We start from the raw sequence: 12,286 nt of genomic DNA, 5'->3' as shown, positions 1-12,286 counted from the left end.
CACCCATGACCGAGAACACCCAAGGTTTCAACACCCGAGCCGTCCATGCCGGACAGGGATTCGAACCGCGCACCGGCGCCGTGGTCCCACCGCTGCATTTCTCCTCCACCTATGCCCAGGACGGCATCGGCAACCTGCGCGCCGGCTATGAATACGGCCGCGGCGGAAACCCCACGCGTGATGCGTTGCAGGAACAGCTGGCCGCCGTCGAGAACGGCACCCACGCCTACTCGTTTTCCTCGGGCCTTGCCGCCGAGGACTCGGTAATCCGGGCCCTGGCCGAACCCGGGGACCACATCGTGCTGGGCAACGATGCCTACGGAGGGACCTACCGGCTGATCTCCCGCGTGCTCGGTGGTTGGGGCATTGGCAACACCCCCGTGGACATGGGCGACCATGCGGCGCTGAAGGATGCGGTCGAAGCCAACCAGACCAAGCTGGTGTGGGTGGAGAGCCCCTCGAACCCGATGATGCGCATTTCCGATATCAGGGCGATCGCCAAGATCACCCACGAAGCCGGTGCACTGCTGGTGGTGGACAACACCTTCGCCTCCCCGGCGCTGCAGCAACCACTGGACCTCGGCGCGGACGTGGTGATCCACTCCACCACCAAGTACATCGGCGGGCACTCGGACGTGGTTGGCGGAGCGGTCGTCCTCAATGACCCGGTGCTTGCCGAGGCCATCGGCTTCATCCAGTTCGCCGTGGGAGCGGTTTCCGGGCCCATGGACGCGTTTTTGACAACACGCGGGCTCAAGACCCTGGGCGTGCGGATGCGCACCCATTCGGAAAACGCGATGGCCGTGGCCCGCTGGCTCCAAGGACGCCCCGAGGTCGAGGCCGTGCACTACCCCGGGCTGGAATCCCACCCCCAGCACGAGCTGGCCAAGTCCCAGATGAGTGACTTCGGGGGCATGGTCTCGGTGCAGTTCAGCGGCGGGGAGGATGCGGCTCGCACCGTTGCCGAGTCGACCAGGGTCTTCACCCTTGCCGAATCCCTGGGCGCCATCGAATCGCTGATGAACTACCCCTCGGAGATGACCCACGCCTCGGTGAAGGGCACCGAGCTGGCGGTCCCGGTGAACCTGCTGCGNACGGCAACCTCGTGAAACGGACAGAGCGGCGCCCGGGGGTAGAAACCCCCCGGGCGCCGCCCTGTACCAGGTGTTCGCTTCGCCTATTCCGGGACGACCTTGCGGGAGATAACCACCGGGGTGCGGGTTGACGCGTCGTATTCCATGACCTGGGTCCCGGAGATCCAGACGCGCATGGCCCGGGACATCGCATCCAGCGGATCCCCGCTCCAGAGCACCATGTCCGCGTCCTTGCCGACCTCAAGGGAGCCCATGCGATCGGCAAGGCCAAGCACCCGTGCGGGGTTGATCGTGATCGATTCCAGCGCCGTGAGAGGGTCAAGGCCTTCCTTCACCGCCAGGGTGCATTGGAGGATGAGGAAGTTGATGGGGATCACCGGGTGGTCGGTGATGATCGAGATCTCGACCCCGGCCTCTGCCAGCCGGCGCGGGTTGGCCAGCGATCGTCCACGCAGCTCCACCTTGGACTTGGTGGTGAACAACGGGCCGATCAGCACCGGGATGTTGCGCTTGGCAACCACGTCGGCGATCACGTGGGCTTCGGTGCCGTGGTCAAGAACCAGGTCGTAGCCGAATTCCTGCGCCAGGCGCAGCGCGGTCGCCACGTCGTCGGTGCGGTGGGCGTGCTGGCGCCACGGGATCTCGCGGCGTAGCACCATGGCCAGGGCCTCGAGCTTCGCATCGCGCTTGTTCGGGTCGTTGGCGGCCATGTAGTTCTGCGCCTCGATGAACGCCTGACGGATCACCATCGCGGTTCCCAGCCGGGTGGAGGGCGTCTTGTCCTTGGCGCCGTAGATGCGCTTGGGGTTCTCCCCGAGCGCGGACTTGATGCCGCTGGGGGCGCGCAGCACCATCTCGTCGATGTAGCGCCCATGGGTGTGTATCGCCGCGGCCTGCCCGCCGATCGGGTTCCCGGATCCGGGGTTCACGTTCACGGTGGTCACCCCGCCGGCCAGCGCATCGTCGAACCCTGGATCGAAGGGGTCGATGGCATCGATGGCGCGCACCGCGGCCATGTTGGGGTCGGTCATCTCGTTCACGTCGGTGCTTGAGGATGACTCGCCCTCGGGATGCATGCCCAGGTGGACGTGTGCGTCGATGAAACCCGGCAGCAGCCACTGGCCACCGGCATCGATGGTTTTGGTGCCTTTAGGCAGCTCGGTCCCGGCACCCAAAGCGGCGATGGAACCGTCCTTGACAAGGACGGTGCCGGTGAATCGCTCCCCGATGATCGGGACGACATGTGCATTGGTAATGGCAAAAGTACTCATTGATGCACTCTTTCACGATTCATCGCCCCTGCCCACGGGTTCGCGGGCAGCACTTCGGCTCAGCCGGCGTTGCGGTTCTTTTCGAGTTGTCGCTGTGTACGACGCTTCGCCCGTGCCTCCTTGGCCTGCGGGGCAAAGTACTTGATGGTTCCCGGGCTCCAGAGCAGTGCAACGCCGATGAGCAACAGCGCACCGAAGATGCCCACGCGCACCCCGCGGGTCATCAACGGGATCCCCACGATGATTCCGCACCAAGTCAGCGAGATGCGGCCGGCAAGCATTGAACGCCACAGCTGGAAGGTGAAGTACCCGATGACCAGGCCCAGCCCGAGAAGCGCGATGCCGGCGCCCCAGAACCCGGGCGCCTCGTTGGCGGGCCGGGAGATGGCGTTGAGGAAGAAGCCGCCGGCGAACGCCAATGCCGAGGCGGCGGTCGCGACCCACCACCACCGGGCGGTGCGCAACGATGCCGGCAGGATGGCCCTGGGTGTTTTCACGTGGTTCGCACCGGTGTGCTTTGAAGCTGCTCCATGCACCGCAGATTACCCGATGAATGAGCCACGGGGGATTCATCCCACGGCCGCGGCGGTTGCCGGCAGGGCGGCAAAAGTACCCTACGGGGTATATTCTGGTGGGTATGGAACTTGACCCGATCGAATTGAAGCCGGTACTCAACAGGCTTAAGCGTGCCCAAGGCCAACTGGCCGCAGTGATCCGCATGATCGAGGAAGGCCGCGAATGCTCCGATGTGATCACCCAGCTTTCGGCGGCGTCCAAAGCCATGGACCGTGCGGGATTCAGCATCATTGCCAGCGGCCTGGAATCCTGCATGCTCGCCGAGGCCAAGGAACCGGGTTCCGCGCAGCTTGACCGGGACAAGCTGGAAAAACTTTTCCTGTCCCTGGCCTAGGATCGAGCCCATGGGCCTTTCCGCTGACATCGACCAAGACCAGAGCACCCCCGTCGCTATTGGCAGGCTGGAAGCGGTGTGTGTCGTGCACGCGCTGAAGCCGGATGCCGGCGCCGTGGGAATCACGGCGATCGACAAGCGTCCGCTGGAAGGACCGGTCAAGGTGCGCAAGATCGGCCTGTATGCCGATGTGCAGGTGGACCGCGAGCACCACGGCGGCTACGACCAGGCGCTCTACGCCTATTGCAGTGCGGAGGCCGAACGCTGGGGCAAGGAGCTGGGCCGGGAGATCCCTGCCGGGCTGTTCGGGGAAAACCTTCGGGTCTCCGGCGTCGAGACCTCCGATGCGGTGGTGGGGGAGCGCTGGCAACTTGGCTCCCGCGTCATCGTTGAGGTCACTTGCCCCAGGATCCCATGTTCAACCTTCGCCAGGCACCTGGAAGAGGCGGACCTGGTCGCCCGTTTCACCGAAAGGGCGGACATCGGCTGCTTCTTGAAGGTCATCCGTCCGGGAAAAATCCATGCGGGCGATGAGCTCGCGGTGCTCTCGCGGCCAGGGCACGGGGTGCGGATCCGCGATGTCTTCCGCGGCCCCACCTACGAGCAGGCGCAATTGCTGCTGGAGCATCGCGAACGCAGCGGCCAGGGCATACCGGACAAGGTCCTGCGCACGTTGCCCGAATCCGCCGCCGAAACCAGGCACTGAACCGCAACGGCGCTAGCCAACGTGCGTCCTGACGGCACATCATAGTGTGTAGCGACGCATCTGTGCGCAAGCTCACCGGGATTAAGTAACCCAAGTTGTGCACGAGACGATAAGATAAAGTGTTCACTGTTTCCGGCTTCCCTCGCATTCTGCCCAATTTTTGAGGCAGAAGCTCGTCGTGTGTGAGCCCGCCAACGATGCGGGTTGTTCCTTTCATAGGGGAGTCGCCGGACCAAAGTGATTGCGTCCGATTGTGCTGCGGAACCTCGTTGATACGGGGTCTATTCCGCCCCTATGAATGAGGTAATTCTCCTTGTCTTCCGACATGCCCGAAAACCAGCCCACCGCCGAAACCAAGACCGAAGACGACTCGATCCTCTTCACCGACCTGGGCCTCGACGGCCGCGTCCTGGCCGCCGTCTCCGACCTGGGCTACGAAAAGCCCTCCCCGATCCAGGCGGCAACCATCCCGCTGCTGCTCGAAGGACGCGACGTCGTCGGCGTCGCACAGACCGGCACCGGCAAGACCGCAGCGTTTGCCCTTCCCGCCCTGTCCAAGATGGCCGAACTGGCCGATCTGAACGGCACCGCCCGCAAGACCCAGGTCCTGGTCCTTGCCCCGACCCGTGAGCTTGCGCTCCAGGTAGCCGAGGCCTTCACCTCCTACGCCAAGCACATGGGAGACTTCACCGTCCTTCCCGTGTACGGCGGATCCCCCTACGGCCCGCAGCTTGCAGGCCTTCGCCGCGGCGCCCAGGTTGTCGTCGGCACCCCGGGCCGCGTCATCGACCACATCAACAAGGGCTCCTTGGACCTCTCGGACCTGCAGTACGTGGTCCTGGACGAGGCCGATGAAATGTTGCGCATGGGCTTCGCCGAAGAGGTCGACAAGATCCTTGAAGCCACCCCGGCGGAAAAGCAGGTTGTGCTCTTCTCGGCCACCATGCCTTCCTCGATCCGCCGCATCTCCAAGCGGTACCTGCGCGACCCACAGGAAATCTCGGTCAAGTCAAACACCACGACCGAACCGAACATCCGCCAGCGCTACGTCCAGGTCATGGGAGCCCACAAGCTCGACGCCGTGACCCGCATCCTGGAGTCCGAGCCCTTCGAAGGGGTCATCGCGTTCGTGCGCACCAAGATGGCCACCGAGGACCTCGCCGACAAGCTCAAGGCCCGTGGCTTCACCGCCGCCGCCATCAACGGCGACATCCCGCAGCAGCAGCGCGAGCGCACCATCGAGAACCTGCGCGACGGCAAGATCGACATCCTCGTCGCCACCGACGTTGCAGCCCGTGGCCTCGACGTTGAGCGCGTGTCCCACGTGATCAACTACGACATCCCGCACGACACCGAGTCCTACGTGCACCGCATCGGGCGCACCGGCCGTGCAGGGCGCAAGGGCGACGCGATCCTGTTCATGACCCCGCGTGAGAAGTACCTGCTCCGTGCCATCGAGAAGGCCACCCGCCAGACCGTGGAACTCATGCACCTGCCCAGCGTCGATGCAGTCAACGACAAGCGCCTGGCCAAGTTCGCCGATAAGATCGGTGAGACCATCTCCTCGCAGGACCTGACGGTCTTCCGCAACCTGGTGCAGAAGTTCTCCGCCGAGAACGAAGAAATCGACGAGGTCGAGATCGCAGCAGCCCTGGCCCACATGGCACAGGGAGGCCGCTCGCTGCTCATGCAGGAAATGCCGACCCCGCCGGCCAAGCAGGCACGCATGGCCAAGGGCGGCCGTGACGGCTTCGGCTCCCGTGGCCCGACACGTTCACTGACCGAGGGCAACGCCACCTACCGCATCGCGGTGGGGCGTCGCCAGCGCGTCATGCCCGGTTCCATCGTTGGCGCACTGGCCAACGAGGGTGGCCTGACCTCCGCACAGATCGGTGGCATCGACATCCGTGCCGACCACACCTTGGTGGAGCTTCCAGCGGATCTTTCCTCGGACCAGAAGAACTCGCTTTCACGCACCCGCATCGGTGGCGAACTGATCCACCTCGAGCTGGACAACGGACGCAGCCCGCGCAGCGAACGCAACGATGACCGCGAAGCCGGCCGCGGCGGACAGGGCGGCGGCGGATACCGTGGCGGCCAGGGCGGTGGCGGCGGATACCGCGGCGGCCAGGGTGGCGGCGGCGGATACCGCGGCGGCAACGACCGTCGTGAGGGTTCCTCCGAAGGCGGCCGTGGCGACTCCGGCGGCGACCGCGGTGGATACCGTGGCGGCCAGGGCTCGTCGGAGCGTGGCTTCGGCGGCTCCTCACGCAAGCCACGCACCACCGGCGGCCCGCGCCGTCGCGATTACTAAGCACTAGCTCTACCAAGTACCCCCGGACGGGGTGCCTCTTCCAAAAAAAGGCAAGAGGCACTGCCCTTTGGGGGTACTTGCTTTAAGGCCTCGGGCCCATCTTCGTTTCCATGCATTGGAAGCATGGGCGTCGGACCACCGGTCCATGACGCGCCGGCATCCCTGGAACCAAGGAGCCGGAGCCTGTTGGATGCCGAGCACGGACGCGAGTCTGACGCCCGGATGCTGCCGGGCGAGGTGTTCGTGGGCGGGGCGCCTAAGCTCTTTGGTCCACGCGTGTTGCTGCGCGTGCCCGCCTAAGGATGATGCGGCGGATGCGTGCCGTGAGGTCAGTCGGGGGCCTGCGGGTTGGGCAACGAGGGAGGATGGCGGCCAGCCGGCGTCGGGCCCGATTGCGGGGGTACCAACGCGACAATCGGCACCTATCACCCGCCGGCGGTGGACCCGTCTTCCCTCCACGGTGCCCGGGGAAGCTACCGGTTGGTGGCGGGAACCGCGGCGATGACCCCAGGGCGGCCCCAAGACGCCCATGGACCACGGTGGACCTCCAGGACGTTTCGCGCCGTGGGCAGGGGTGGCGGGGGCCTTGGTGGAATGCTGTGGTGCCGCCTTGGATGTCGATGCCTGCTCGGTGATAAATGCCAGGGCAACCCCATGGGCGAAGCTTCGACAGAAGGTGGAGGGGGCTGGGCCCCCCAGCGCCGGCGTGGATGTGCCCGGCGATGGCGCAGAAATCCTGTCGCAGTTGCCCGGGCGGTGGCATCGGTGCCCGCCGAAGGACCTCTGGTCCCGGTGATCTTTTTGCCGGCTTGCGGCAAAGCGGTAAGACTTCATGATCCCGGTCACCCAAAGGCGTCGTGAATGAGGCCCTGACAAGCTGTGTTCAGCAGGTTTTGTGCCGTCAATCACAAAGGCATATCCCGATTTCACAGGGTTCAAGATTGCTGGTAGAGTTCTTACTCGTTGCCCCCCTAGCTCAGTGGTAGAGCGCGTTCTTGGTAAGAACGAGGTCATCGGATCGATTCCGATGGGGGGCTCGCAATGGAATGGCCCGCACCGAAGTCTGCTCGCGAGAGAACAAGGCGCGGAGCGGGTTTTACCATTCGTGGCGGCTTAGCTCAGCTGGTTAGAGCGCACGACTCATAATCGTGAGGTCCCGGGATCGAGTCCCGGAGCCGCTACAGACACAGAACCCGTCTTGCTTGCAAGACGGGTTCTGTCGTTAAGGATGCCCCGGCCCGCCTCTGGAAACGCGTTGGTGCACGGCGCCAAGACTCAGTCCTTCTTGTCCTTGTCCCACAGGGCGGAGAGCAGGTCCGCGTTGAGGAAAGATATCTTGTCCAATGAGATTCCGGCGGGGCAAACGGCCGTGCATTCGCCGATTTGCGTGCAACCGCCGAATCCCTCGGCATCGTGCTGGGCGATCATGTCCAACGCCCGGGAATGACGCTCCGGCTGGCCTTGGGGCAGCAAGCCGAGGTGGTTTGCCTTAGCACCGGTGAAGAGCATGGCTGAACCGTTTGGGCAGGCCGCGACGCAGGCCCCGCATCCGATGCAGGCAGAGGCGTCAAAGGCCGCGTCGGCGTCGACCTTGGGGATCAATGTTGAGGCTGCATCCGGTGCTGCCCCGGTCGGTGCGCTGATGAAACCTCCTGCCTGGATGATCCGGTCCAGGGCGCTTCGATCCACGATGAGGTCCCTGAGGATCGGGAACGCCGTTGATCTCCACGGTTCTATGTCGATGGTGTCGCCGTCGTTGAAGTGGCGCATGTAGAGCTGGCATGCGGTGGTCAAGGCCTCGGGACCGTGGGCGATGCCGTTGATGACCAGGCTGCACGCACCGCAGATGCCTTCGCGGCAGTCGTGGTCAAAGGCGACGGGATCATCCCCGGATTCGGTCAGCCGGTCATTGAGCACGTCGAGCATTTCCAAAAAAGACATGTCGGGGGAGATCTCCTCGATGCCGTAGCTGGCCATCGCGCCGGACGCGGCGCGGTCCTTCTGGCGCCAGATCCGCAGGGTGATGTTCATTTGTAGCTCCTCTGGGCCAGCTCGATGTTCTCGTACTCGAGGTTTTCCTTGCGCAGCCGTGGCGGGGAGCCCTCGCCGGTGAATTCCCAGGCGGCGACATACGCGTAGTTTTCATCGTCGCGCAGTGCTTCGCCTTCCTCGGTTTGGCTCTCGGTGCGGAAGTGGCTGCCACAGGACTCCTGGCGGTGGAGCGCGTCGATGCACATCAGCTCGGCCAGTTCGAAGAAATCCGCGACGCGGCCGGCGCGTTCCAGTGCCTGGTTCAGTTCCTCGTTCTCGCCGGTAACCTTGACGTCCGCCCAAAACTCGTCCTTGAGCCCACGGATGAGCCCCACTGCATGTCTCAGGCCCTCGGCGTTGCGTTCCATCCCGCAGTACTCCCAGACGATGCTGCCGAGTTCCTTGTGGAACGAATCGACGGTCCGCCCACCATTGATGCCCAACAACGTGTTGATGCGTCCGCGGACCACCTCCAGGGCCTTGAGCGCCTCCGGGTGGGAGGCATCGAGGCCCGCATCGGCAGGATTCTTGGACAGGTAGTCGCTGATGGTGTTGGGCAGGACAAAGTACCCGTCCGCCAGGCCCTGCATCAGCGCGCTGGCTCCCAAGCGGTTGGCGCCGTGGTCGGAGAAGTTGGCCTCGCCGATGACGAACAAGCCGGGGATGGAGCTCTCCAGGTCATAGTCGACCCACAGTCCGCCCATCGTGTAGTGCACGGCGGGGTAGATACGCATCGGGACCTCGTAGGGGTCCTCCGCGGTGATCTTTTGGTACATGTCGAAGAGGTTGCCGTATTTTTCCTCGATCACATGCCGACCCAGACGGGAGATTGCGTCGGCGAAATCAAGATAGACGCCGCGTCCTGCCGGCCCCACCCCGTGCCCGGCATCGCACTGGTTCTTGGCGGCGCGTGAGGCCACGTCACGGGGGACAAGGTTGCCGAAGGCAGGATACTGGCGCTCAAGGTAGTAATCCCGCTCCTCCTCGGGAATCTGGCGCGGGTTGCGGTCGTCCCCGGCCTTCAAAGGTACCCAGATGCGTCCGTCATTGCGCAGAGATTCGCTCATCAAGGTCAGTTTCGACTGGTGCTCCCCGCTGACCGGGATGCACGTCGGGTGGATCTGGGTAAAACATGGATTGGCAAAAAGCGCACCCTTGCGATGCGCACGCCAGATGGCCGTGGTGTTGCATCCCATGGCGTTGGTGGAGAGGTAGTAGACGTTTCCGTATCCGCCGGAGGCAAGCACCACGACGTCCGCCAGGTGCGTCTCGAGCTCGCCGGTGACCATGTCGCGGACCACCATGCCCCGCGCCTTGCCGTCGATGACAATGAGGTCGAGCATTTCATGGCGCGTGTGCACTTGAACGGACCCCGCCGCGACTTGGCGTTCAAGGGCTTGGTAGGCGCCGAGCAGCAGCTGTTGGCCGGTCTGGCCCCTTGCGTAGAAGGTCCGCGACACCTGGACCCCGCCAAATGACCGGGTGTCCAGCTGCCCTCCGTATTCGCGGGCGAAGGGCACACCTTGGGCGACGCATTGGTCAATGATCGAGGTGCTGATCTGTGCGAGGCGATACGTGTTGGACTCACGCGAGCGGTAGTCCCCGCCCTTGACGGTGTCGTAGAACAGCCGACGAACGCTGTCCCCGTCGTTGCGGTAGTTCTTCGCCGCGTTGATCCCGCCCTGGGCGGCGATGCTGTGGGCCCGGCGCGGGCTGTCCTGGTAGCAGAAGCTCTTGACCTGGTACCCGGCTTCGCCCATGGTGGCGGCCGCGGAGGCTCCGGCCAATCCGGTGCCCACCACGATGACCGTGCGCTGGCGACGGTTGGTGGGGTTGATCAGGCCAACGCCAAAGCGCCGTGCCTCCCATTGGCCCTGGATCGGTCCCGAGGGAGCCTTGGTGTCCTGCAGCGGTTCCCCGGCCTCGTAAAACTCGGTCATTGCGACACCCATCCTGCGAAAATAGCCAATGGCGGAATCAGGAAGCCCACCAGGATCAGCAATGAAACCACGGTGGCAAGCTGGTTGAGCAAGCGCCTGCGGGCCGGGGAGGAATTTGCCCCCAACGATGCGAAGGCGCTCCAGATCCCGTGGCGCAAATGGAAGCCAAGCGCGGCCAAGGCGATCACGTAGGACAGCACGACCCACCAGATGGAGAAGTTGTTGATCATGCGCTGGTACGGGCTTGGAGAGGTGCCGCCCGGGGCAATGACGTCAGCGCTCAGATTCAGGATGTGGTAAATCACGAACAGGCCTATGACGACGCCGCCCCAGCGCATCGTGAAGGAGGCATAGCTGCGTTGGACACCGCGTCGGTTCTTCGTGCTCTGGTACCTTCGGCTGCCCCTGCCCTGCGTGGCAAACCTCGAGCGGTGCCACAGGGTGATCGCCGAGAAGATGTGGATCAGGACGCTGGCCAGCAGCACCACCCTCAGGATCCACAGTGCACCGGCATAGGGCAGGAGGGGTTCACCGATCTCCCTCAAATACTCCGAGTAGCCGTCGAAGGCTTCGCCGCCCTTGAAGATCTTGAGGTTGCCGTACATGTGTGCCAACAGAAAAAGCACCATGATCAGGCCGGTGACCGCCATGGCGCCGTGCAACGCCACCGCCGACCGTAGGCTGGAGGTGCGCGTAGTGGCCACGTTGCCGGTTCCCATGGGCTTACCATAGATCCACTTTGTGACACAAGCCAGCATTTTTGGCAAAAGCATATGTGCACAGGCAGTGGTCCCGGGCAGCTGCCACTTGCACCGGTGGTCGGAAACAACGGCTGAACCACCCTCGTTCCCGCGTTGGGATCGATCGCCTCAGGAGGAAGGTGGTTCGATGAATGCCATATCTCGTTCCGAGGAAATACGTCGGTTGGGGGAGTGTTTAAGAGCGTAGGGGCTGAATTCACGGTTTTGTGGATACGGCGGGTTGGCCATGAAACCGATCCGTTTGGCCAGCCAAAGATCATGATGCCTCGATGGCTGTCATATGGTGATGCAGTGATGTCATTTTCTAGTGTCCAAGCAACCCTTGCTGCTCTGGCGGTTCAACCTGTTTCCGCAAGCTTCCTTCCGGACTGGCTGAATCCCGATGTTTTCCTTCGGAACCCCGCATTGGGCCCGTGGGCCATCTTGCTGATTTGCGGAATCGTGTTTGTCGAAACAGGCCTTTTGGTGGGTTTCTTCCTGCCCGGGGATTCCATGCTTTTCACTGCAGGACTGTTGGTTGCCACTGGCGCCCTGGATGTCAGCCTGCCGCTGTTTGCCGTGCTGATCTTCATTTCGGCGTTCGCCGGGGACCAGGTCGGGTACCTGATCGGCCGCAAGGCCGGACCGCCCATTTTCAACAGACCCGATTCGCGGTTCTTTCGCCAGGAATATGTCCAGAAGGCCCATGCCTTCTTCGAACGCTTTGGCGGCAGGGCAGTGGTGCTTGCCAGATTCGTCCCCATTGTCAGGACATTTGTCCCAGTCATTGCCGGTGTCGCCCACATGCACTACCGCTTTTTCTTGCTCTTCAACCTGATGGGCGCGCTGCTTTGGGGCGTCGGGGTCACCATGCTGGGCTTCTGGTTGGGCCAGTATGCTTGGGTCGGTGAGAACATCGACATCATTTTCATCGTTATTGTGTTGATCTCCGTGTTGCCCATTGGCTTCGAGCTGCTCAAGGCCAGTCGGCGCAAACCGACCCAAACGTAGTCCCTGCGCAGCGGGGAGCAAGCCGAGATTTCTCCGTCCGCCGCCGTACCCCCTCCCGCGGATGACCGGCTTTCGCCGCCGGGCAATCCCCGCGACGCGATGGGGACTTGTGTCGTTGGTCATGCCGGTGCGCCTCGATGTGCATTTTACGTCGATCATTGGGTAGAGTATTTTCTCGTTGCCCCCCTAGCTCAGTGGTAGAGCGCGTTCTTGGTAAGAACGAGGTCATCGGATCGATTCCGATGGGGGGCTCGGAGAGAAAAACCGCG

10 protein-coding genes, 3 tRNA genes and 1 pseudogene are annotated in these 12,286 nt (G+C 63.6%); 9 read left to right on the top strand and 5 right to left on the bottom strand.

Going from position 1 to position 12,286, the window contains the following annotated elements; all coding sequences use genetic code 11:
* Window positions 1-5: 5 nt before the first annotated feature.
* A pseudogene (locus ABEA12_RS12180) lies at window positions 6-1,091 on the top strand (cystathionine gamma-synthase); the annotation flags it as partial.
* An 86-nt stretch (window positions 1,092-1,177) separates the two neighbouring features.
* On the opposite strand, the gene ABEA12_RS12175 reads toward ABEA12_RS12180, so the two are convergent.
* Window positions 1,178-2,365 (bottom strand): amidohydrolase, encoded by a 1,188-nt coding sequence (locus ABEA12_RS12175; protein ID WP_210100064.1) that lies wholly within the window; start codon window positions 2,363-2,365, stop codon window positions 1,178-1,180.
* Window positions 2,366-2,424: 59 nt separating this feature from the next.
* The gene (locus ABEA12_RS12170) at window positions 2,425-2,862 is read right to left on the bottom strand and encodes a hypothetical protein (RefSeq protein ID WP_210100065.1); all 438 of its coding nucleotides are present in this window, start codon (window positions 2,860-2,862) and stop codon (window positions 2,425-2,427) included.
* A gap of 140 nt (window positions 2,863-3,002) precedes the next feature.
* Between ABEA12_RS12170 and ABEA12_RS12165 the strand changes: the two genes are divergently transcribed.
* The 6 genes from ABEA12_RS12165 (at window position 3,003) to ABEA12_RS12140 (ending at window position 7,476) form a co-directional block, all read left to right on the top strand.
* The gene (locus tag ABEA12_RS12165) at window positions 3,003-3,275 is read left to right on the top strand and encodes a metal-sensitive transcriptional regulator (protein ID WP_210100066.1); all 273 of its coding nucleotides are present in this window, start codon (window positions 3,003-3,005) and stop codon (window positions 3,273-3,275) included.
* A 10-nt stretch (window positions 3,276-3,285) separates the two neighbouring features.
* Window positions 3,286-3,981 carry an MOSC domain-containing protein gene (locus ABEA12_RS12160; RefSeq protein ID WP_210100067.1) on the top strand — a complete coding sequence of 232 codons (696 nt, stop codon included), beginning with the start codon at window positions 3,286-3,288 and terminating at the stop codon, window positions 3,979-3,981.
* Between the two features lie 325 nt (window positions 3,982-4,306).
* Window positions 4,307-6,295 carry a DEAD/DEAH box helicase gene (locus ABEA12_RS12155; protein ID WP_210102475.1) on the top strand — a complete coding sequence of 663 codons (1,989 nt, stop codon included), beginning with the start codon at window positions 4,307-4,309 and terminating at the stop codon, window positions 6,293-6,295.
* Between the two features lie 123 nt (window positions 6,296-6,418).
* Window positions 6,419-6,595: a hypothetical protein gene (locus tag ABEA12_RS12150; RefSeq protein ID WP_210100068.1), complete on the top strand. Its 177-nt coding sequence runs from the start codon at window positions 6,419-6,421 to the stop codon at window positions 6,593-6,595.
* A 665-nt stretch (window positions 6,596-7,260) separates the two neighbouring features.
* Window positions 7,261-7,332, top strand: a tRNA-Thr gene (locus ABEA12_RS12145).
* A 70-nt stretch (window positions 7,333-7,402) separates the two neighbouring features.
* Window positions 7,403-7,476: transfer RNA gene (locus ABEA12_RS12140), tRNA-Met, on the top strand.
* Window positions 7,477-7,570: 94 nt separating this feature from the next.
* On the opposite strand, the gene ABEA12_RS12135 is transcribed toward ABEA12_RS12140, so the two are convergent.
* From ABEA12_RS12135 to ABEA12_RS12125, 3 genes are read right to left on the bottom strand one after another with little or no spacing between them, the layout of a single operon-like run.
* Window positions 7,571-8,326, bottom strand: a complete 756-nt coding sequence (locus ABEA12_RS12135; protein ID WP_210100069.1) for a succinate dehydrogenase/fumarate reductase iron-sulfur subunit — start codon at window positions 8,324-8,326, stop codon at window positions 7,571-7,573.
* The gene (locus ABEA12_RS12130) at window positions 8,323-10,266 is read right to left on the bottom strand and encodes a fumarate reductase/succinate dehydrogenase flavoprotein subunit (RefSeq protein WP_345468373.1); all 1,944 of its coding nucleotides are present in this window, start codon (window positions 10,264-10,266) and stop codon (window positions 8,323-8,325) included. The genes ABEA12_RS12135 and ABEA12_RS12130 overlap by 4 nt, the downstream gene beginning before the upstream one ends.
* Entirely contained in the window at window positions 10,263-10,985 is a 723-nt protein-coding gene (locus ABEA12_RS12125; RefSeq protein ID WP_210100071.1) for a succinate dehydrogenase cytochrome b subunit, read from the bottom strand. Before ABEA12_RS12125 ends, ABEA12_RS12130 begins: the two co-directional genes overlap by 4 nt.
* Window positions 10,986-11,321: 336 nt before the next feature.
* On the opposite strand from ABEA12_RS12125, the gene ABEA12_RS12120 reads away from it, so the two are divergent.
* Both ABEA12_RS12120 and ABEA12_RS12115 read left to right on the top strand, forming a co-directional pair.
* Window positions 11,322-12,017 carry a VTT domain-containing protein gene (locus ABEA12_RS12120; RefSeq protein ID WP_210100072.1) on the top strand — a complete coding sequence of 232 codons (696 nt, stop codon included), beginning with the start codon at window positions 11,322-11,324 and terminating at the stop codon, window positions 12,015-12,017.
* A gap of 180 nt (window positions 12,018-12,197) precedes the next feature.
* A tRNA-Thr gene (locus tag ABEA12_RS12115) sits at window positions 12,198-12,269 on the top strand.
* Window positions 12,270-12,286: the final 17 nt, after the last annotated feature.

The organism is Paeniglutamicibacter antarcticus (assembly GCF_039544305.1).
Lineage (GTDB): Bacteria > Actinomycetota > Actinomycetes > Actinomycetales > Micrococcaceae > Paeniglutamicibacter > Paeniglutamicibacter antarcticus_C.
The sequence above is the reverse complement of the archived record's forward strand: the minus strand, read 5'-3'. Positions and strand labels throughout refer to the sequence as shown.

Bases quoted from the DNA above. Each gene is read 5' to 3' on its own strand.
- ABEA12_RS12165 (WP_210100066.1), top strand. From the start codon at position 3,003: ATGGAACTTGACCCGATCGAATTGAAGCCGGTACTCAACAGGCTTAAG.
- ABEA12_RS12130 (WP_345468373.1), bottom strand. From the start codon at position 10,266: ATGACCGAGTTTTACGAGGCCGGGGAACCGCTGCAGGACACCAAGGCT.
- ABEA12_RS12155 (WP_210102475.1), top strand. From the start codon at position 4,307: ATGCCCGAAAACCAGCCCACCGCCGAAACCAAGACCGAAGACGACTCG.
- ABEA12_RS12175 (WP_210100064.1), bottom strand. From the start codon at position 2,365: ATGAGTACTTTTGCCATTACCAATGCACATGTCGTCCCGATCATCGGG.
- ABEA12_RS12120 (WP_210100072.1), top strand. From the start codon at position 11,322: ATGTCATTTTCTAGTGTCCAAGCAACCCTTGCTGCTCTGGCGGTTCAA.
- ABEA12_RS12150 (WP_210100068.1), top strand. From the start codon at position 6,419: ATGGGCGTCGGACCACCGGTCCATGACGCGCCGGCATCCCTGGAACCA.
- ABEA12_RS12160 (WP_210100067.1), top strand. From the start codon at position 3,286: ATGGGCCTTTCCGCTGACATCGACCAAGACCAGAGCACCCCCGTCGCT.
- ABEA12_RS12135 (WP_210100069.1), bottom strand. From the start codon at position 8,326: ATGAACATCACCCTGCGGATCTGGCGCCAGAAGGACCGCGCCGCGTCC.
- ABEA12_RS12125 (WP_210100071.1), bottom strand. From the start codon at position 10,985: ATGGGAACCGGCAACGTGGCCACTACGCGCACCTCCAGCCTACGGTCG.